Source organism: Billgrantia sp. Q4P2, from assembly GCF_052806135.1.
On the sequence record NZ_JBRBAI010000002.1, the window covers coordinates 57537 to 77882 of the forward strand.

Below are 20346 nucleotides of genomic sequence, written 5' to 3' on the forward strand. Positions count from 1 at the left end.
GTCCTGTGCCTTCGTCAAAATGTTTCCCACTCTTCATCGGCTGTCGCCTTGCTTGACTTGCCAGGAGTACGCTTCACGGGAAGCGGATCATGCGACAAGGCGGGGCTAGTGGTCCGTGAACGCCCGGCGGAAACCTCCGAGGTTCGCTCCTGCTCATGGATGGTTACCTGCTCGAGCCCGGCGCCACGCAGCCGGAAGACACGAATCGCTTGGTCGAGCAGCTCTGCCTGGCGCTGCAGGTCGCTTGCCGCCCGTGCACTTTGCTGCACGCGCTCGGCGTTCTGCTGGGTCACCTGGTCCATCTCGGTGATGGCCTGGTTGATCTGGCCGATGCCACTGCTCTGCTCCTCGGAAGCCGCCGTGATCTCGCCCATGATGTCGTTGACCCGCTGCGAGGCCGCCACCACCTCGGCCATCGCCTTTTCGGCCCGCTGCACCTGGCTGGCGCCTTCATGGATCTCGCTGGCGGAGCCGTCGATCAGCTGGCGGATCTCCTTGGCGGCATCCGCACTGCGACCGGCCAGATTGCGCACCTCGCCGGCCACCACGGCGAAGCCACGGCCCTGTTCACCCGCACGCGCTGCCTCCACCGAGGCATTCAGCGCCAGGATGTTGGTCTGGAACGCAATCGAGTCGATCACGTTGATGATGTCCTTCATCTTCTCGGCGCCGGCAGTGATGCGCTCCATGGTCTGCACCACGCCATGCATCAGCTCGCCGGTATCGCGTACGCGGCTGGCATTGTCCAGTGCCAGCCCGCTGGCCTGGCGCGCGTTGTCGGTGTTCTGCTGCACCGTGGTGGTCATCTCCTCCATGCTGGAGGCAGTCTCCTGCAGCGAGGCAGCCTGCTGTTCGGTACGCGCCGACAGGTCCTCGTTGCCACGGGCGATGGAGCGCGAGGCGGGCGTCACCACGTCGATGCCCTGCTGCACGCTCTGGGTGGTGCTGTAGAGGCTCTTGCGCATGGTATTCAGCGCACCGAGCAGCAAGCCGATCTCGTCACGGGTACGATCGGGCGAGCGCACCGCCAGGTTGCCCGAAGCAACCTGCAGGGTGAAATCCACGGCGCGCCGCAGCGGTCGCGTGATGGCCCGCATGGTCCAGGTGCCCAGCAGGATCAGGAACAGGATGCCGACCGCCAGCGCCACAATCTGGCCCGTGAGCATCACGGCCTGGCCGCGCCCGGCCTCTTCGGCCAGTTGGTTGGCATAGTCGAGCTTGCCCTCGATCAGCACGACGACGCTCTGACCGATGGCCTCCACTTCCGGCCGCAGCACATCGTTGTAGGCCTCATAGGCGGCAAAGCCGCTGCCATCGAGCAACGCCTGCACTGTCGGCCGAATACCATCCTGAATGGCGACCGAGAGCTGGCCGTCCAATGCCTCGATCTCTGCCTGGCCGCTGTCCTCGCCGCCAAGAAAGCTTGCCCACGAAGCGTTGATGCGCTGAACGACACCCTCGACCTCGTCGGCCAGCGACTGTATCTGCTCCATGCGTAGCGCCCTGGGGTTGCGCACCGGCCGCTCCAGGTCGGTCATCAGCTGGCTCAGCAGCTGATCGATACGCTGCAGGTGGGCAATGTCCTGCACCCCATTGGTGTTGAGGTAGGCAACACGATCGCCCGACACCTTGAGACCATAAAGCCCCACGGCGCCACTGAGCAGCAGCAGGAACAGCGGAACCAGCGTCAGCGTGACCAGCTTGGCACGGATGGTATGCACGTTGAATCGGGCCAACCCACCCAGCAGCCCGCACCGCACCAGCTGGCCTTGCCTGAAAGCCAGCTTTCGGCTCCCTTCACGAAATTGCGAATAAGCACGTGCAGCAGCCTCGGCGATAGCCGGCTCGACCCGGGTGCGTACCGAGGTATAGCCCTGGCACTTGCCATCCTCGAGGATCGGCGTGACCGTTGCCTGCACCCAGTAATGGTCACCGTCCTTGCGGCGATTCTTGATCACCCCCTGCCAGGCGTTTCCTTTCTTGATGGTCTTCCATAGGTCGTCGAAGGCCTCGGGCGGCATGTCGGGGTGTCGAACCAGGTTATGGGGCGCCCCGATAACTTCTTCGTGGGAGTAGCCGCTGACCTCCACGAACGCGGAGTTGGCGTAGGTGATTCGCCCTTCCAGGTCCGTGCGGGTGATGAGCATATGCTCATCGTTCAGTTCGAATTCTCGCTGTGTAACCGGCTGATTGTCGCGCATCGTTATTATCCTTTGCCGCCTCGTGAGTCCCCAAGTATTGCTCTCAAAACGTCTCCCACTCCTCTTCTGACGACGTCCGGTGCGCCTTGGCCGGCCCCCGCCTGGTGGGTAGCGGGTCACGCTGCGTGGCTGACGTGGATACCGGCTTTCTTGCCGCACCGGCTGGATGAAGCTCTACGGCTTCTTGTGGGCCAGTCACCTTCTCGGGACCGGCCCCTTGCAGACGGTAGACACGGATGGCTTGCGCCAACTGCTCTGCCTGGCGCTGCAGGTCGCTTGCCGCCCGTGCACTTTGCTGCACGCGCTCGGCGTTCTGCTGGGTCACCTGGTCCATCTCGGTGATGGCCTGGTTGATCTGGCCGATGCCACTGCTCTGCTCCTCGGAAGCCGCCGTGATCTCGCCCATGATGTCGTTGACCCGCTGCGAGGCCGCCACCACCTCGGCCATCGCCTTTTCGGCCCGCTGCACCTGGCTGGCGCCTTCATGGATCTCGCTGGCGGAGCCGTCGATCAGCTGGCGGATCTCCTTGGCGGCATCCGCACTGCGACCGGCCAGATTGCGCACCTCGCCGGCCACCACGGCGAAGCCACGGCCCTGTTCACCCGCACGCGCTGCCTCCACCGAGGCATTCAGCGCCAGGATGTTGGTCTGGAACGCAATCGAGTCGATCACGTTGATGATGTCCTTCATCTTCTCGGCGCCGGCAGTGATGCGCTCCATGGTCTGCACCACGCCATGCATCAGCTCGCCGGTATCGCGTACGCGGCTGGCATTGTCCAGTGCCAGCCCGCTGGCCTGGCGCGCGTTGTCGGTGTTCTGCTGCACCGTGGTGGTCATCTCCTCCATGCTGGAGGCAGTCTCCTGCAGCGAGGCAGCCTGCTGTTCGGTACGCGCCGACAGGTCCTCGTTGCCACGGGCGATGGAGCGCGAGGCGGGCGTCACCACGTCGATGCCCTGCTGCACGCTCTGGGTGGTGCCGTAGAGGCTCTTGCGCATGGTGTCCAACGAACCCAGCAGTGCACCGATCTCGTCGCGGGTCTGCTTCGGCGTTGCCACCGCCAGATTGCCCGAGGCGATCTGCAGGGTGAAATCGGCGGCGCGGCGTACCGGGCGGGTAATCGCCCGCATGATCCATACGCTGATGGCCAGCAACAGCACGAAGCCAAGCGCCATGAAACCCAGCTGACCGACAAGGATCTGCTGCTGCCCGCGCTCGGCCTCTTCGGCCATGCCCAGTGCGGCGACACGCTGGTGGTCGATCAACTGGTTGACCTGCTCCGTCAAGCCTTCCGCACTCTCACGCAAAGATCCCGTATTGTTGTTGAGCGCCATCATGGCATCGAAGGCTTCCTCGCCGCCCAGGGCATCGGCCATGGGTATCAACCCTTCTTCCATGAAGCTCGTCAGCGAGTTGCCGAACGCCACCGCCACTTCGGTACGGTTGACCGCACGATCCAGGTATTCCTCCCAAAGGGCTGACAGCCGCTCGGCGATGACGGAAAGCTCCTCGGCATGCTGGTGCCGATGGCTCAGGATATCCATGCGCTGCTCGGCGGAGAGGCGCTGCGGCCCCTCGCTGACCAGTTGGCCGAGCTGTTGCAGGCGTATGATGTCCTGCAGGCCATCCCGGTTCAGTTCCGCCAAGCGCTCGCCCGATGCCTGCAGCCCATAGAGCCCGACAGCGCTGCTGATGGCGAGCAGTAGCAGCGCCGAAAACGTGAGCATGGAGAGTCGAGCGCGGATGGAATGCAGATTGACACGCGCAAGCCAGCCCAGCGGACCGCGACGCACCACTTGTCCCTGGCGAATGGCGAAGCCGGAGCGGCCCTTGCGCAAGTGCGCATAGACACGTTCTGCTGCTTCCACGGCACCAGGCTCGGCCGCCGTATGCACCGATGTGTATCCCAAACACTGGTCGCCCTCGACGATCGGCGTGACCGTGGCGCGTACCCAGTAGTGGTCGCCGTTCTTGCGGCGGTTCTTGACCAACCCTTGCCAGGTATCGCCGCGCTTGATCGTCTGCCACAGATCGGCGAAGGCCTCCGGGGGCATGTCGGGATGACGGATCAGGTTATGCGGTGAACCGATCAATTCATCCCGGCTGTAGCCACTCACCTCGACGAAAGCATCATTGGCGAAGGTGATCTGGCCCTCGAGATTGGTGCGGCTGATCAGCAGTTGCCGATCATCCAACTTGTGCTCCCGCTGTGTCACCGGCTGATTGTTGCTCATTGTTAGTTTCCTTGCCGATTCGGCTCGATCAGAGGCGGAACGGCGGCTGGCATGACTCCGTCCCTGCGTGACAACGGTGTTGCGGCCCTAAAACGAAGCCCACTCTTCTTGCGCTTTTTCGTTCTGGCGCTTGGCCGGCAATGGATCCTGCTGCGGCGACGCCAGGCGGGCCGTGCCGGCTTGGCTCCTCGCCTTCGGGAGTGACTCGTTCCCCTGCCCGGCCAGGCGGAAGCGCAGCACGGCCTCGCGCAGGCGAGCGGCCTCGGCCTCGAGCTGGGTCGCCGCCGTGGCAGCCTGTTGCACCAAGGCCGCGTTCTGCTGGATCACCTGGTCCATCTGGGTCACGGCCTGGTTGACCTGGCCGATGCCGTTGCTCTGCTCCAGCGAGGCAGAGGCGATTTCGTCCATGATGTCGCTGACCCGCTGCACGGCCGCCACGATCTCGCCCATGGTCTGTCCAGCCTTGTCCACCCGTGCGGTACCGACATCCACCTTCTCGAGCGAAGCCTTGATCAGGGCCCGGATCTCGCCCGCCGCCGATGCGCTGCGCCCGGCCAGGCTACGCACTTCCTGGGCCACCACGGCAAAGCCTCGGCCGTGCTCGCCGGCACGCGCCGCTTCGACCGAGGCATTCAACGCCAGGATGTTGGTCTGGAAGGCAATGGAGTCGATGACCCCGATGATGTCGGACATCTGGTGCGAGCTTTCGCTGATGTCGTGCATGGTCGAGACGACCTCCCCGACCACCTCGCCCCCCTGGGCCGCGGTGCGCGATGCCTCGGCGGCCAGCTGGCTGGCCTGACGCGCATTGTCGGCGTTCTGCTCCACGGTGGAGGCCAGCTCTTCCATGCTGGAAGCGGTTTCGGCCAGCGAGGCGGCCTGCTGCTCGGTACGAGACGATAGTTCGCCGTTGCCCTCGGCGATATCCTGGGCTCCGACATAGATGCCTTCGCTGCTGCTGCGCACCGTCCCGACGGTTTCGGAGAGCCCTTCCTGCATGTGCTTCAGCGAGATGAAGAGACGCCCAATCTCGTTGTTGCCGCGGTTCTCCACCGGCTGGGAGAGATCGCCCTGCGCCAGACCCTCGAAATACCCGACCAGGCGAGCGAGCGGCCGCAGCACGTTGACGCTGATGCCCCATACCACGACGGCCATCACCGCCACCGAACCCACCAGCACGGCGATGATCGCCATGTGCACCAGGCTGGCCGTCGCGGCAAACGAGGCCTGATAGGCAGCACCCGACTCCCCCGCATGCGGCGCCATGGCAGCCACGGCGGTACTGCCTTGCTGCAGTGCATAGAGGCCCAGGACACTCAGCACGACGAGCATCGCGCCGAAGAACAGCAGCACCAGAAACCAGCTGGCCCGGACTGTCAGGTTGTCGAGATACTTCACGTCATCTCCTCATGAGCGGCGGACGAAAAATCGTCTTCAATACGAACATCGGCCAGAGCGAGGCAAACTTGAGTTCGCCCTCGCGTCACTCTGCCACGCGTTCGACCAGCTCCATCTCGTCGCTGGTCAGCAGCTTGTCGATGTCGACGATGACCAGCATGCGGTCCTCGAGGCTGCCCAGTCCGCTGAGGAAGTCCGACGACAGGGTCACGCCGAACTCCGGTGCCGGCTTGATCTGGTCGGGAGAGAGAGTCATCACGTCGGACACGCCGTCGACGACGATACCGACGACCCGGTCCTCGACGTTGACCACGATGACGACGGTCTGACCGCCGTATTCCACCTTGTCGAGGTGAAACTTGATGCGCAGATCGACGATGGGAACGATCACCCCGCGAAGGTTGGTCACGCCCTTGATGAAGTCCGGCGCGTTGGCGATTCGCGTGACGTTCTCGTAGCCGCGGATCTCCTGCACCTTGAGGATGTCGACGGCATACTCTTCATCGCCCAGCGAGAACACCAGGAACTCACGGTTATGGGCTTCGGCTGCGGCCAGTGCCGCCTCATTCGTCTGGTTCATGGTCAGATCTCCAGCGCTTTGTCGGTAAGAGCTTCGAGTGATTGCAATTCACGCTCGGGCCGGCGCTTCTCCTTCTTGGCCCGGCTAAGGCGATGCAGGCCGGTAATGTCGAGGATCAGTGCCACGCTGCCATCCCCGAGGATGGTCGCGGCCGAGACCCCCGGCACCTTGCGGTAATTGGTTTCCAGGTTCTTGACCACCACCTGTTGCTGGCCGACCAGGTCGTCCACCAGCAGCGCATAGCGGCGCCCCTCACCCTGCACGATCACGGCGATGGTCTCGGTGAGACTGGTCTTGGCATTCGGCACGTCCAGCGCCTCGTGCACCGCCACGACCGGCAGGTACTCGTCGCGGACCTTGAGCACCACGTCGTCACCGGCCATGGCGTACAGGTCCTCCTTGGCCGGCTGCAGCGATTCGAGTACGGCGGACAGAGGCAGGATGAACATCTCGTTGCCGACCTTGATCGACATGCCGTCGAGAATCGCCAGCGTCAGCGGCAGCACGATGCGAATGGTGGTCCCTTCACCAGGCGTGGACATGATCTGCACATGTCCGCCCATGCCCTGAATGTTGCGCTTGACCACGTCCATGCCGACCCCGCGCCCGGAGACGTCGGTCACTTCCTTGGCCGTCGAGAAACCCGGAGCGAAGATGAGCTGCCACACCTCGTCGTCGCTCATGGTGTCGGAAACGGGCAGACCGTTCTCGCGCGCCTTGGCCAGCAGCCTGTCGCGGTTGAGGCCGGCGCCATCGTCGATCACCTCGATGATGATGTTGCCGCCCTGATGCTTGGCCGAGAGCACCAGCTTGCCAGTGCGTGGCTTGCCGGCCGCCTCGCGCACGTCGGGCGGCTCGATGCCATGGTCGAGGCTGTTACGCACCAGGTGGGTCAGTGGATCGATGATGCGCTCGGTCAGGCTCTTGTCGAGTTCGGTCGACTCGCCTTCGGTAGTGAGTTCGATCTCCTTGCCCAGCTTGCCGGCGGTCTCGCGCACCACTCGGGGAAAGCGGCTAAAGACGAAATCCATCGGGATCATGCGGATCGACATCACCGACTCCTGCAGGTCACGCGCGTTGCGCTGCAGCAGGCTCATGCCATTGAGCAGAGCGCTTTCGGCGACACCCTCCATCTCACTGACGGTCTGGTCGAGCATGGACTGGGTGATGATCAGCTCACCCACCAGGTTGATGATCTGGTCGACCTTGTCGACCGAAACCCGGATCGAGGTCGATTCACCTCCCCCCTTGGCCTTGCCCTTCGCCTTGGCCGGCTTGGCATCGCCGGCGGGCTTGGCAGGAGCCGCAGGCTTCGGCAGTTCTGCCACGGGCTCGGCAGGCTGCGCAGCCACCGGGGCCGGTGCCGTCGTTTCGGACGTCACCCCCTGGTCTTCGGCATGTGGCGAAGGCGTGGCATCGGCAGCACGAATATTGACCTGATCGGCATCGACGATGAAGCACATGACCGCCTCGATATCGTCGCTGCTGACCGACGAGGCGAGCGTCACCTCGTAGCGCGCTTCATCGCCACCATGGGCCACGACCTCTCCCAGTTGCCCCAGCTCTTCGACGAGCAGTTGACGATCCTTCTCGCCCACGTTGAGCAGCGTCACGATGCAGTGGTTCGAGCTACTCGTTTTCGCTTGCTCGCTCGTGGCAACGGGTTCCGGCTCAGGCGCCGGTTCAGGCTTGGCCGTCGGCGCAGCGGGAGCGCCGTCCTCCAGGTCCTGCCCGATCTCCTCCAGCGCCAACCGCTGCAACGTTTCGCAAATGCGCTCGAAGGCCTGCTGATCGGGCTCGTTGCCATTACGATAGGCATCTAGCTGATCACTGAGCATGTCCTTGGTTTCCAGAAAGGTATCGACGATATCCCGGCGCAGCTGGAGCTCGCCCTTGCGCGTATGGTCGAGCAGGTTCTCGAACAGATGGGTGGTTCTCTGGAGCACATCGAAACCGAACGTGCCGGCACCGCCCTTGATCGAATGGGCCGCCCGAAAGATAGCATTGAGCTGCTCGGTATCCGGCGCATCCACGTCGAGCTCCAGGAGGTAGCGCTCCATGTCGGCCAGCAGCTCTTCGGCTTCCTCGAAGAAAGTGTCATAGAAATCTGTGATATCCATGCGCTTCACCACCTGGTGTCAAAAGAGATTATTGGGGATTGAGCGTACCGCGCAGGCCTTCAGTAAATTGTTGCACGGGGGCAAGATCGACTTCGCTTTCAAGGCGCGTGCTCATCGGGCTCGGCACGCCCGGACCGTTCAGGATGCTCGGACGACGGATATACTCCGCCACCTCTGGCAACAGCACCAACAGCTCGATCCGGCGGTTGTCTGCGTCGAACGGATCGGTATCGGGCAACAGCACGCGGTCGGCAAAACCGGACACCCGCAGCAGCTTGTCCGAATCGAACCCACCGACGACGAGCTCGCGGCGAGAGGCGTTGGCCCGGTCGCTGGACAGCTCCCAGTTGCTGTAGCCTCGGTATCCCCCGGCGTACGGACGACTGTCGGTATGCCCGCCGATGCTCAGGTAGTTCGGCAGCTCATTGAGCAGCGGCGCAATGGTACGCAACAGGTTGCGCATATAGGGGGCTATCCGATCGCTGCCGATATCGAACATCGGCCGCTGCTCGGTATCGAGCAGTTGGATGCGCAGCCCCTCGGGCGTGAGGTCGAAGCGCATCTGCTGACGCAGCTCACGCAACTCGGGGTCGGCCTCGATCACCGCCTCGATACGCCGCTGGAGATCCATGAAGAAGCGGCGCTGCTGCTCGCTGGGCCGCGACAACTCCCGGGTATCGATACGCGCCCGTTCACCATCGCTGTGGGCCGGGTCGGGCCCGCCACCGGGAATGACCCGGGTACTACCCGCACGATCCCCACCCGTGACTGCACTGACCAGCGGTGTACTGAAATAGTCGGCGACGCCTTCCCGCGTTTCCGGGCTTGCTACCGAGAGAATCCACATCACCAGGAACAGTGCCATCAGGGCCGTCATGAAGTCGGCCAAGGCGATCTTCCAACTGCCACCGTGGTGAGCGTGGACTACCTTCTTGCGCCGAATGATGATCGGGCGCTTGTCTCCCCCCGCACTCATTCTGCTGCTGCACCCGACTTGGCGTTACGCACGTAATCCTCGAGTTCGGTGAACCCGGGGCGTTCGGCACTGTGCAACGCCTTGCGGCCAAACTCGACGGCTAACTGCGGCGCGTAGCCGTGCAGGCTGGCCAGCAGCGTGATGCGGATGCACTGGAGCATCTTTTCCGCTTCCTTGATCTGGCGTTCGATGCTGCTCGCAACCGGGTTGACGAAACCATAGCCCAACAAAATGCCCAGAAAGGTGCCGACCAGGGCGTGGGCGATCATCTGCCCCATCTGCTCGGGGCCGGCATCGGCGTAGGTCAGCGCCTTGACCACCCCCATGACGGCCGCGACGATGCCGAAGGCGGGCATGGCATCGCCCACCTTGGCGATGGCATCCGCCGGGATGTGGCCCTCCTGCTCGAAGGTCTCGATCTCGTGGAGCATCAACTCGTCGATCTCCATTGGATCCATGCCGCCGGCCACCATCAGGCGCAGGTAGTCGGTCAGGAAGTTCATGATCATCGGGTCGGCCAGCACCTTGGGGTGCTCCTGGAACAGCGCGCTCTCCTGGGGGCTGTCGATGTCACGCTCGATGCCAAGCATGCCCTCGCGGCGAACCTTGGTCAGCAGCTTGAACTGCACCGCCAACAGCTCCATGTACATTTCCTTGTTGTACTTCTTGGTGCGCCGAAGCTTGGGAATGATCTTGAACGTCGCCTTGATCGCCTTGCCGTTATTGGCGGCAATGAAGGCACCGACGCCAGCCCCACCGATCATCAACAGCTCGGTCGGCTGATAGAGCGGCCCCAGAAAGCCCCCGGCAAGCACGAAGCCACCGAAGACGCACACTATGACTACGAGATAACCCAGCAGAATCAGCACAACCGATACCCTTCAATGGATGTAAGCCGTCGTTATCATTGCTTATCGGCCAAGCGTCGCCACACTTGAGGCCTGGCAGCCAAAAAGAGCGCTCAATCTCGCTCGGCCGATTCGCGCCGCGTTTCCCAGACAGCAAGACGCCGCCCGAAGGCGGCGTCTCGACAGGCAGGCATATACCAAGCGCCGGGAACGTCAACCGACTCGCTTGAACGAGACCTGGCGACCCACGGCCTCCTCCGCCTCCCGCTCGCGACGCTTGCGGGTCTTGCCGGCACGGGAGGGTGGCATGCAGATACCGCAAACGTAGTCATGGTCCGGCGTGTGCGCATGGGCGACGAAGTGGCCACTGCAATGCGTGCAGGTAGACAGCTGCAGCAGCTCGCTCTCGAAGAACCTGACCAGGGTCCAGGCCCGGGTCAGGCCCAGCACTGGTTCGGCCTGGTCGATACTGACCTGCTCGCTGTAGAGCCGATAGGCCGTGACGAAGGCCTGCATCCGTTCACATTTCTGCCCCTCGAGCAGGTGGCGATAGATGTTATAGAACAGCGAGGCATGCACGTTTGGCAGCCAGGTAATGAACCAATCGGTGGAAAAAGGCAGCATGCCCTTGGGCGGAGACATGCCACGCACTTCCTTGAACAGGCGAATCAGGCGGGCACGACTCAGTTCGGTCTCGGTTTCCAGCACCTGGAGGCGGGCGCCCAGCTCGATGAGCTCGATGGCGAGCTGGACCTGCTGCATCTCCTCGACGAGGCTTTTCTGCGACATCTCACATCCCCCGTGACAAGGATGCGGCTCCACGCCCTGCCATCAGCAGCGAGGCATGAAACTGCGACAATCCATTGTCACGGGGGTTATCGATCACTTGACGCAGCTGTTCGGCGCCTTCGAAACCGAAATGGCAAAGCAACTGATTGGTACGGGCCAAGCGGGTCAGCTGGGAGGCCCCGAGCGACACGAGCAAATCGGCGGTTTCGTCATCGATCTTGAGACGAAACATGGCCGCAGCGCGGTCGTCGTTGAGCAGCCGCTGAGCCAGCAGCAGATAGGCAAGATTGAGCTCCTGGATCTCGTCCAGGTGATTCGTGTTCTTCATCGGGTTTCCCTGCACGCTGTTGTTTCGCGTGTCCTTTGTTTTCTTGTAACGCTCTTGTTCAGGACTAGCCTAGAGATACGTCATGCAGCTCCTTGAACCGACCAGCATGAGCCGACCTAGTAGTACCTGATAAGGACATATCTCATACGCGGACCATTGTGACCACTGTTTCGCCAGCTGCCAACCTCTCCCAGCGCAGAATCCACCTCAGCCAAAAAGCTGAGCATGCTAAGTCTTTGGAATTAATTTGTTAACGTATTGTGCCGGAACGTAAAAAAAGGACATTTAGGTATTGACAGGCCAGCCGCGCAGGGTGGTTATTTACAAAATTTAACAAAAATGGACTACTTTTTCAGTTGGGATCCTTGCGCTTCGGCAAGCTCATAGACCCATACGAGCAATTCGGCGATCACCTGGTAGAGCATGGGAGGGATCCGCTCATCGAGGTCCAGCCCCATCAGCAACGATACCAGCTCAGGCGCATCGTGAACGTAGATCCCCTGCCGTTTGGCCTCGGCCAGAATCCGCTCGGCCATGTCGCCATACCCTTTGGCCAATACCCGTGGGGCATCGTCGCCATCGCGATAGGCCAGCGCCACCGCCTGGCGGCGCCGCTCAGGCTTCGGCTCCGTCATCCAACCCTCCCCTCTCCGAATCCCTTTCCCAAGGGCGCGCATCGATCAGCACGGTTGACAAGCCCGCATCCCGAAGCCGCTGCTCCAACTGCGGCAGCCCTTTCTCCAAGGCCTGCAGGGTGGCGTCATCCCTGGCCAGCAGCTGCAGGCGAATGTGTTTCTCCTGCAGCCACATCGCCACGCGAATCTCACCCAGGCTTGGCACCGAGAGCTTGAGTTCGGAATGCCAGGTCTCCTGCTGCGCCTCATCCTCCTCCTGCCCGGCTCCTTCATGCTCGTGTCGCGCCGCGGCTGGCAACTGGATCATCAGGGCCATGAAGATGCCGGACCAGACATCCCCCTCCCAGCGCAAGATCGGCGTTACCAGCATCTCGAGCTGATGCCTGACCAGCCCCTGGAGACTCTCGTGCACCGGATCCCCACCAGCGGGACGCGCATGAGCTAGCCGCTCGGTCGCCTCACGCCCTGCCGTTTCCGCCCCCTCGCCGCGCACCATACCTGGCTGCGCGGAATCCCGCGGCTGACCAGAAGCCGGCGCCGATAGCTCGCCTCCGGCCCGTTCGCCACGCGCCGCCGCAGGGTAGAGCGCTTCGGTGGCAATGTAGGAACTGGCCGCGGAAACCGACTGCCCCGGCAACGTCTGCCCCGGCCCAGGCGGAGCGGGCTGGGCTTGTCCCGGCACGGGTGGAGCGGACTGGGCCTGTCCGGCCTGCATCAAGGCCTGCCCACCATTTACCGGCATGGAGCCTGTATTCGCTCCCACCGCGGGAGCGTTCGGTGCCGACGCGGGAGCGTTGCCTGGCGCTGCCGGCGTGAAACGCAGCGTGCGCAGCACTTGGGGCTCACGCTCCAGTTGCTGACGACTCAGCTCACCGCGGTACCAGCGCGATAGGTGAGATTCGTAGAAGAGCCCACTGTCGCGCACACCGCCTTGCAAACGGTCGGCCAGGGTAGCGGCATTCGGTGTTTCGCCCGCAGCCATCAACGGTGAATTTGCACTCAGCACAGAGGGCGGGGCAGGAAAGCGTACCAGCAGGTCGGCGATGGTACGTGCCGAAGGGCTGAAATGGGTCTGGAAGGAGGCGGGGGGCTGCCCAGTGTCGCTGCGTGGCACCAGGGCATCGCCACGCTGAGCCGGCGTGCCCGTGCCATGCAGTGGTGCCATGGCCGGACGACGGCCATCCAGGCGCGAGTCGCTATGCAGCGCCCTCGGGCCCTCGCCCGGGTCGACCGGCCGAACCGGCTCGGTCAGTTCACGCGGCGGGGCAGTATCGATACGCTTGCCCAACACCTGATGGAGCAGCGTATCGAGCAGTGGCGTAATGCCACTCACGTTGTCCCCGGGCCAAGCTTGCCGGAGTCATCGGACAAGGATGCCGCCTGCTTGCCATAGCTGCGATGCAGGTCGCGCTGGCGCCGGCTGGTATCCATGAGATGGCCAAGCTCACTACGGCGCACCATCAGTTGTTCACGAATCGCCAGGTCGTCGGCAAGAATGGCTTCCAGCAGTTCGGCCTTGCGCTGCACGCCATCGTGATCGAGCACCGCCTCCTTATCTAGCTGCCTGACCCGGTCGACAAGCTGCAGATAGCCGGACTGGCGCTCGATGAGCGCATCCCACTCGCCGGCCCGCGCCAGTTCGAGCATGATAGCGACCTGTTGCCTAAGTTGGGCATAGCCGTCAAGGACGGCGCGAGTGGTCGACATGGCCATTCAACCCTGCGCTCCCGCACCACCGATTTCCCGCCACGCCGAGGCGATATCGTCCAGCAGTTTTTCCGCCTGATCCAGGCTTTCCTCATCGCTGTGCAGGTTGGCTGACAGCAGCAGCCGACTGATGTAGTCGTACAACGACCCCAGCCGCTCGGCAATCTCGCCGCCCTTTTCGACATCCAGCGCCGCCATCAGCCCGTTGTTGACGATATCGAGCGCCTTGGAGATGGCCTTGCCCTTCTCCGCGGTATTGCCCGTCTGTATATGGATGCGTGCCGCCCGGATAGCGCTCTGTGCGCCATCGAACAGCATCACGATCAGTTGATGTGGAGTGGCCGACATCGCGGCACTTTCGACGCCAACCCTGGCGTAGGCTCCAGCACCTCTTCCGTATGCGGCAGCTCCTCGCATGGTACTCATGGATCATTCTCCGAAATATCGTGGCGGCAAAACGGTCACGATTTCAACATTGGCAATGCAGATATCGAGACTCTCGCGGAACTCAATCCTACGGAGCTGTCCCGCCATAGACCTGCACGGCAACTTACGGATAGTTTGGCGTACCTCAGGCCAAACTCTTCGAGTGAAAAGCCCCCGACCAAGGGGTTATTTCCTACTATCGGCCCAGAACGCGGCAACTTTAGACGCGCCAGGCCCTTTGTCCGCAATCTTCGACCTTCCCTCAGGCCCGAACTCGCCCGCTCATGTCGAGACGGGCACCTCCTCGACCATCTCGCCCAGGCGCGACGTGACGTCGCCGCGCAGCACCTCGCCCAGTGCCTCGCCAGGCGGACCGGCCACATCGGCGAGCTGCACCTGGAAGGGCTTGCCCTGCTGATCGAGCCGCTGTATCCAGGCCAGCGCACCACCGGAAAAACGCACCAGCGACCCGACCGGGCGCAGCCCGAAACGCTGCACGTAGCGCCTCACCCAGCGCGGGTCGAACAGGTTGGGTGACTGGAGCAAATGGCGGTACACCGCATCGATGCGCCAGGCGGGGCGATCGGCACGGTCACGGCGCATGGCATCCACCACATCCACCACCGCACTCATGCGTGCCAGCTCGGCCAGGCCATCGCTCACCGCCCCCGCCGGGTAACCGCTACCGTCGAGCCGCTCATTGGTACCTGCCACCACTGCACTCATGACGCTTGGAGACAACCACTGGCAGCGACCCAGCCGCTGCTGCAGCAATTCGACATGCTCCGTGAGACGAGCGCGCTCTTCGGGCGCCAATGACTTGCTCGCCAACAACGTCGGTGGCAATAGACCCTTGCCCAGATCATGCACCATGGCACTGGCAGCCAGTGCCTTGCGCACGTCCCGCGGCACCGAACCGCTATTGGCCAGCGCCAGCACGTGCACGGCGACACTCAATCCGTGGCGCACCAGCAACGGCTCCTGCCCCAGGCAGCGGGTGGCGAAAAGCAGCGCCTCGATATCTTCCTCGGCCAATTGAAGCAGCATATCGGCATGACGCGAGAGCTGGACGGAATCGATGTCGTCTCCCTGCTGCAGCTCGAGCAGTTGCGCATCGAGATAGCCCGCCACCCGTGCCAGACGACGTGCCATGGGGGTGGGATAAGTCAGCAGGTTGCGCCGGCCGACCGGCGCTGACGCCCCTGCCGACTGGCTCTGGAACAGCATCGAAGGCAAGCGGCCGACCTCGGCATCGTCAGCATAGCGCGACGATTCACGCTCTATCTCACGGACGAAGAACCACAGCTTACGCTCCTGCTCGGCGGTGCATTTCTCGAAGTGGAACCCCACCCGCAGGGCCTGGCGGTCAGTATCCGCCACCTTGTGTCGCGGCGCCGCCTGTACCGAAAAACGCGTACCGTTGGGAAAACAGAACTCGACCTCCACCAGCACGGCCTCGGCAAGCAGCGTCGCGGCCGAAGAAGGCAGTTCCAGTTGGCAGCCCTGCTGCGAAAGATCCTTGAGGTCGCCTTGTATCGCAGTCTCACCATCACCCTCGGCACCGCGAATGATGGCACCGACCTCCATGCCCAGGCGCAAGCGGGCACGAAAAGCCTCACGCCGCTGCAGCTCCTCTAGGTAGTGAGGATACTCGCACTGACAGTGCACCCGCCCGCCGATCGTATCGACCTGCAGCGACTTGAGCACTGGCGTACGGATCATCTTGCCCTGCGCCTGGCCCAGCAGGCGAAAGCCAACGCCGCGCTTGAGCTCGCCGATGATCTCCCGCACGGCGGTGATATCGAGCAGCAGCGATTGTGGCGGAGTCTGCTCCATCATTACCACTGGCATGGGCGTACTGCCGGGCTTGTCGAGCAGTAGTGAAGCACCGCCAGGCTGGATCAACCACTCCAGCAGTGCCTCGATTTCGCCCGGGCTCCCCACTCGAAGAAACTCATCCTGAACTTGCGCCATCCTCGCTACTCTGCCCCCTCAACCATTCATTATTAGTGGTTATCGTCTGGCCACGATGGCACGCTGATCAGCGCCTTGTTCTTGGCCGTCGGTAACGTGCCTTTCATCGCGCCGGGCACGACGGGCTGCTGCTTCAAGAAGTCCCGCAACTTCTCGAGAGGCATCGGCCGAGCAAAGAAAAACCCCTGGAACACATCGCAGTCATGCGCCGCCAGGAAGTCGCGCTGCTCGGCTTGCTCGATACCTTCCGCCACCACCATCAACCCCAAGTGGTGGGCCATGGAGATAATGCCCTGGACGATGGCGCTGTCATGGCGGTTGGTGGTGACATCGCGCACGAAGCTACGATCGATCTTGATCTTGCCGATCGGCAGCTGTTTCAAATAGCTCAGGCTGGAGAAGCCGGTACCGAAGTCATCGATGGAGACCTCCACGCCCATGTCGCGCAGGCGATGCAGGGTCTCGATGGCCGCCACGGTATCGGTCATCAGAATGCCCTCGGTGAGTTCCAGCTCGAGATAGTCCGGCGAGAGGCCAGTTTCCAGCAGCACCTGCTGCAGGTTACTCAGGAAATTGGCGCGGCGGAACTGCAGCGGAGAAAGGTTGACCGACACGCGGTAACGGCCATACCCCTCCCCGGCCAAGCGGCACATGTCGCGACACGCCTGGCGCAGCACCCATTCGCTGATCGGCCCGATCAGCCCGGTATCCTCCGCCAGAGGAATGAACAGGCCAGGGGAGAGATACCCCTTGACCGGATGCTTCCAGCGTACCAGCGCCTCGAAGCCGACCACCTGGGTACTCCGGGCGTCCAGCAAGGGCTGGTAGTGCAGCTCGAAGTTCTGCGCCTCGATCGCTTCCTGCAGGTCGTTGCGCAGCGCCATGCGCGTGCTCACCTCGTCATTGATGTCGCTGGTGAAGCACTCCCAGGCATTGCGTCCCTTCTGCTTGGCCCGGTACATCGCCATGTCGGCCTGCTGGATCAGTTCGACCGGGTTCTCAAGCCCTGCTTTCAGGAAAGCGATGCCAACGCTGGCGCCAATGTAGAGTTCATGGTCATCGACCCGGTAGGGGCGGCTGATACAGGACAGCAGCCGCTCGGTCAGTCGAATGGCGTCGCCCTCGCGATCGAGCGCCGGCAGCAGGATGACGAACTCATCGCTGCCGAACCGCGCCAGCGTATCCCCCGGGTCCAGCTCACCCACCAGCCGCTGGGCCACCTGGATCAACACTTGGTCGCCAACCTCATGGCCAAGGCTATCGTTGATCGGCTTGAAGTCATCCAGGTCGAGGAACAGTACCGCCAAGTGGCGCCTGTGGCGCTGCGCCAACTGCACGTCATGCAGCAGGTGATCCTCGAACAGCGAACGGTTGGCGAGCCCGGTCAACGCATCGTGGCTGGCATGGAACGACAGCTTGGCCTCGTAGGACTTGCGCTCGGAAATATCGTGCTGGATACCGACGAAATGGGTGACGACACCCTTTCCATCCCTGACCGGAGCCAGGTAGAGGTTGTTCCAGAACGGAGTGCCATCCTTGCGGTAATTGCACAGCGTGACGTTGATTTCGCGCAGCCCGGCAATCGCCTGCCTCAGCTGCGCCAAGGCTTCCGCATCGGTCTCGTTGCCCTGCAGGAAGCGACAGTTTTGCCCCAATACCTCGTCCCGCTGGTAGCCGGTAATACGCTCGAACGCCTCGTTGACGTAGATAATGGGAGTATCGGGCTGCCGGGCATCGGCAATCACGATGCCATTGATGCTTGCCTCGACACTTCGCTGCAGGATGCGCAGCTCCGTCTCACGCCGGTGCCGCTCGGTCATGTCCTTGGCGATGCCGTAGAAGCCGATGACACGGTCATTGATGACGATGGGCAGGTTGGTCACGTCGAGATAGACGCTGCGCTCCTCCCGGTGGCGGATGGTAACCGAATAGCGGAACGCTTCGGCCTTGTCGAGGTTGCGATAGAGCGCCTCGATGCGCTCCCGGTCGTGCGGCTGCACCAGTACCGAGAAGTGTGAGTCGATCAACTGCTCCAGCGGATAGCCGGTGACGTTACTGCATGCCGCATTGGCCGAGGTGAAGTGCCCCTCCAGGTCGAGTGAGAAAACCGCATCCGGATGGTAGGTGAAAAGGGAACGATAGCGCTGCTCGTTCTCCTTCAGCGCCTGACGGTTACGTTCGCGCTCTACCGCCAGCGACACCAGCTCGGCCGCCTCAATCACGCGTCGGCGGTCGCTCCGCGTGGGCACGCCCGGCTGACGGTAATAAATGGCAAAAGTGCCCAGCAAAAGGTCGTTGCTGCCAATCACAGGATAGGCCCAGCAAGCGCTCAGGCCATGTTGAGCGACCAGCTCATGAAAGCCACGCCAGAGCCTATCGTTGGCCAGGTCGGCACATATCACGAAATCACGCAGGTAGGCGGCTCTGCCGCAGGCGCCGTTCCCCGGACCGATCGCCACTCCTTCGATCGCATCGCAATAGGATTGCGGCAGGTTGACGCTGTAGAGGCGCTCCAGGCGCTGTTGTGTTTCGTCGCAAAGCATGATGGAGGCGATACCGCCAGGCACCTGGGCTTCGATGACCCGGCAGATCGCCTTGAGGGTATCTTCCAGAGTGTGGTCACGCGCGATCAAGGTGTGCACGCGCTGCTGTGCACGCAAATGGCGCTGGGTGCGTGCCAATGCCAACGAGCGGCGCCGGCTCAGGTCAGCCATTCCCAGGCTGAAGGCCAGCAGATAACTCATGATGATGCCGCCCACGGCCACGCCCAGCGGCAACACCCCCGCCAGGCTGGCCGAAAGCGGGCCATCGCCATGAATTCGCATCTCCACGGTGGCCCCGCCTGGCAAGACCACCCAGCCTCGCCGAAGCTCCAGCCTCCTTGTGTCATCCTGCTGAAGGTTGGCCACCATCAGGTTGGCGTTACGCTGTACGGAGAGCCGTAGCGGCGTGATCAGCGAATTCACCTGCTCGCGAAGCAAGCGCGTCAAATCGAGCACGGCGACCAGCTGGCCATGCGCGGGAAGCGACAAAGGCACGGCCACCACGGCAAGTTCGGGGCGCTGTTCGTCTGGCAGCACCCAGCGCGGGTAAGGGCCTCCCACCGCCAACCAATCGTACAACCAGTTGCGCTCGTCGACCCACTCGATCAAGCGAAAGTCACCCGCTCTATCACGCCCCCAGCGAAACTGCTCGTTCCCACCAGACTGCCAGTGAAGCGAGATCAGGCTCGACATGTCGCGAAAAAGATCATCCACTTCCGCCTCGCGGTACCTCAGCGGCGGTAGGCCGCCGAACTGCTCCCAACGTGCAGCCATGCGCCGAATTTCGCGCTGCTGGTCGTCCACTACGCGTTCGGCACCCAACTTGAAGGTATGCAGCAATTCGGTGGCATGCCGCTGCCTGGCATCGTGCTGCTGCCAGGTGAGGGCATACCAGGCAAAGCCGCTTGCGAGCACCCCACCCACCAAGGCCAGGATGACCGACCGGCTCAAGACGGGGGTAACGGTCGCGTGGCGGGCCATCATTACCATGGCCGCGCCGCAGAGTAATGCAGGCAAGGCAGTGAATGGCGTGGCGAAGGCGCTACCCCATGGGCTGGTGGCAAATAGTTCCGGCCACAGCCCCGCCGCGACGCTCACCCCCCCCACCATGAAGAGCGCGACACCACCGAACCACCAGCATAGACGCGCACGCGCCGAACCATTACCCGCCATCAGGCATGCCGAAGCGATCAGCACCGCGATGCTGGTGGCTGGCGCCAGTGACTCCTGCTCCAGGCTGAACGGTTCTACGAGCCCGGACGGCAGCCATGCCAGCACCGGCGCATACAGCCCGATCGGTAACAGTAGCGCCCCGCACAGCTGCGCCACGTACCCCCTGCTCAGCAGCATCGCCAGCAGACCGCCACCCACCAGCAGCATGATGGGCAGGCTGACCCAGGGTGGCTGCCAGTCGACCGGCAGCTGCCAGGCTGCCAACCCGTTGATAACCCCCATGACCAACAGCAGCACCGGCACCAGCACCAGCCAGGTATGCAGTGCTACCTGCTGTAAATTATTGGGCATTCGGCCCCCGCTCGCTAAATTGCCTGAACATGATATCGGCCGCGAGTTGCAGGACTTGAGGGTC

15 protein-coding genes are annotated in these 20346 nt (G+C 62.9%); all 15 read right to left on the reverse strand.

The window, feature by feature from the left end:
- Positions 1–14: 14 nt before the first annotated feature.
- A complete protein-coding gene (locus ACUY1T_RS03135) occupies positions 15–2201 on the reverse strand; it encodes a methyl-accepting chemotaxis protein (protein ID WP_446020274.1) in 2187 nt (728 codons plus the stop codon).
- A gap of 43 nt (positions 2202–2244) precedes the next feature.
- Complete coding sequence (locus ACUY1T_RS03140; protein ID WP_446020275.1) at positions 2245–4434, reverse strand: methyl-accepting chemotaxis protein; 2190 nt, start codon at positions 4432–4434, stop codon at positions 2245–2247.
- 87 nt (positions 4435–4521) lie between these two features.
- Positions 4522–5832 carry a methyl-accepting chemotaxis protein gene (locus tag ACUY1T_RS03145; RefSeq protein WP_446020276.1) on the reverse strand — a complete coding sequence of 437 codons (1311 nt, stop codon included), beginning with the start codon at positions 5830–5832 and terminating at the stop codon, positions 4522–4524.
- An 85-nt stretch (positions 5833–5917) separates the two neighbouring features.
- Complete coding sequence (locus ACUY1T_RS03150; protein ID WP_446020277.1) at positions 5918–6412, reverse strand: chemotaxis protein CheW; 495 nt, start codon at positions 6410–6412, stop codon at positions 5918–5920.
- A 2-nt stretch (positions 6413–6414) separates the two neighbouring features.
- Positions 6415–8532 (reverse strand): chemotaxis protein CheA, encoded by a 2118-nt coding sequence (cheA, locus tag ACUY1T_RS03155; protein ID WP_446020278.1) that lies wholly within the window; start codon positions 8530–8532, stop codon positions 6415–6417.
- Positions 8533–8560: 28 nt separating this feature from the next.
- Positions 8561–9508: a flagellar motor protein MotB gene (gene motB, locus ACUY1T_RS03160; RefSeq protein WP_446020279.1), complete on the reverse strand. Its 948-nt coding sequence runs from the start codon at positions 9506–9508 to the stop codon at positions 8561–8563.
- The gene (motA, locus tag ACUY1T_RS03165; protein WP_446020280.1) at positions 9505–10377 is read right to left on the reverse strand and encodes a flagellar motor stator protein MotA; all 873 of its coding nucleotides are present in this window, start codon (positions 10375–10377) and stop codon (positions 9505–9507) included. Before motA ends, motB begins: the two co-directional genes overlap by 4 nt.
- A gap of 192 nt (positions 10378–10569) precedes the next feature.
- On the reverse strand, positions 10570–11145 hold the full coding sequence (gene flhC, locus ACUY1T_RS03170; protein ID WP_446020281.1) for a flagellar transcriptional regulator FlhC: 576 nt from the start codon (positions 11143–11145) through the stop codon (positions 10570–10572).
- Position 11146: 1 nt separating this feature from the next.
- Complete coding sequence (gene flhD / locus ACUY1T_RS03175) at positions 11147–11473, reverse strand: flagellar transcriptional regulator FlhD (RefSeq protein ID WP_446020282.1); 327 nt, start codon at positions 11471–11473, stop codon at positions 11147–11149.
- Positions 11474–11817: 344 nt separating this feature from the next.
- Entirely contained in the window at positions 11818–12108 is a 291-nt protein-coding gene (locus ACUY1T_RS03180) for an EscU/YscU/HrcU family type III secretion system export apparatus switch protein (RefSeq protein ID WP_446020283.1), read from the reverse strand.
- Positions 12089–13441 carry a flagellar hook-length control protein FliK gene (fliK, locus tag ACUY1T_RS03185; protein WP_446020284.1) on the reverse strand — a complete coding sequence of 451 codons (1353 nt, stop codon included), beginning with the start codon at positions 13439–13441 and terminating at the stop codon, positions 12089–12091. The genes ACUY1T_RS03180 and fliK overlap by 20 nt, the downstream gene beginning before the upstream one ends.
- Complete coding sequence (locus ACUY1T_RS03190; protein ID WP_446020285.1) at positions 13438–13815, reverse strand: flagellar protein FliT; 378 nt, start codon at positions 13813–13815, stop codon at positions 13438–13440. Before ACUY1T_RS03190 ends, fliK begins: the two co-directional genes overlap by 4 nt.
- A 6-nt stretch (positions 13816–13821) precedes the next feature.
- Complete coding sequence (gene fliS / locus ACUY1T_RS03195; protein ID WP_446020286.1) at positions 13822–14241, reverse strand: flagellar export chaperone FliS; 420 nt, start codon at positions 14239–14241, stop codon at positions 13822–13824.
- A gap of 282 nt (positions 14242–14523) precedes the next feature.
- Positions 14524–16215: an HD domain-containing phosphohydrolase gene (locus tag ACUY1T_RS03200; protein ID WP_446020287.1), complete on the reverse strand. Its 1692-nt coding sequence runs from the start codon at positions 16213–16215 to the stop codon at positions 14524–14526.
- Between the two features lie 32 nt (positions 16216–16247).
- Positions 16248–20282 (reverse strand): EAL domain-containing protein, encoded by a 4035-nt coding sequence (locus ACUY1T_RS03205; protein WP_446020288.1) that lies wholly within the window; start codon positions 20280–20282, stop codon positions 16248–16250.
- Positions 20283–20346 lie beyond the last annotated feature (64 nt).

Excerpts from the sequence above, each read along its gene's own strand:
- ACUY1T_RS03190 (WP_446020285.1), bottom strand. The coding sequence starts at position 13,815 with ATGTCGACCACTCGCGCCGTCCTTGACGGCTATGCCCAACTTAGGCAA.
- fliS (WP_446020286.1), bottom strand. The coding sequence starts at position 14,241 with ATGAGTACCATGCGAGGAGCTGCCGCATACGGAAGAGGTGCTGGAGCC.
- ACUY1T_RS03140 (WP_446020275.1), bottom strand. The coding sequence starts at position 4,434 with ATGAGCAACAATCAGCCGGTGACACAGCGGGAGCACAAGTTGGATGAT.
- ACUY1T_RS03200 (WP_446020287.1), bottom strand. The coding sequence starts at position 16,215 with ATGGCGCAAGTTCAGGATGAGTTTCTTCGAGTGGGGAGCCCGGGCGAA.
- cheA (WP_446020278.1), bottom strand. The coding sequence starts at position 8,532 with ATGGATATCACAGATTTCTATGACACTTTCTTCGAGGAAGCCGAAGAG.
- flhC (WP_446020281.1), bottom strand. The coding sequence starts at position 11,145 with ATGTCGCAGAAAAGCCTCGTCGAGGAGATGCAGCAGGTCCAGCTCGCC.
- ACUY1T_RS03135 (WP_446020274.1), bottom strand. The coding sequence starts at position 2,201 with ATGCGCGACAATCAGCCGGTTACACAGCGAGAATTCGAACTGAACGAT.
- ACUY1T_RS03150 (WP_446020277.1), bottom strand. The coding sequence starts at position 6,412 with ATGAACCAGACGAATGAGGCGGCACTGGCCGCAGCCGAAGCCCATAAC.
- flhD (WP_446020282.1), bottom strand. The coding sequence starts at position 11,473 with ATGAAGAACACGAATCACCTGGACGAGATCCAGGAGCTCAATCTTGCC.
- ACUY1T_RS03180 (WP_446020283.1), bottom strand. The coding sequence starts at position 12,108 with ATGACGGAGCCGAAGCCTGAGCGGCGCCGCCAGGCGGTGGCGCTGGCC.
- motB (WP_446020279.1), bottom strand. The coding sequence starts at position 9,508 with ATGAGTGCGGGGGGAGACAAGCGCCCGATCATCATTCGGCGCAAGAAG.
- ACUY1T_RS03205 (WP_446020288.1), bottom strand. The coding sequence starts at position 20,282 with ATGCCCAATAATTTACAGCAGGTAGCACTGCATACCTGGCTGGTGCTG.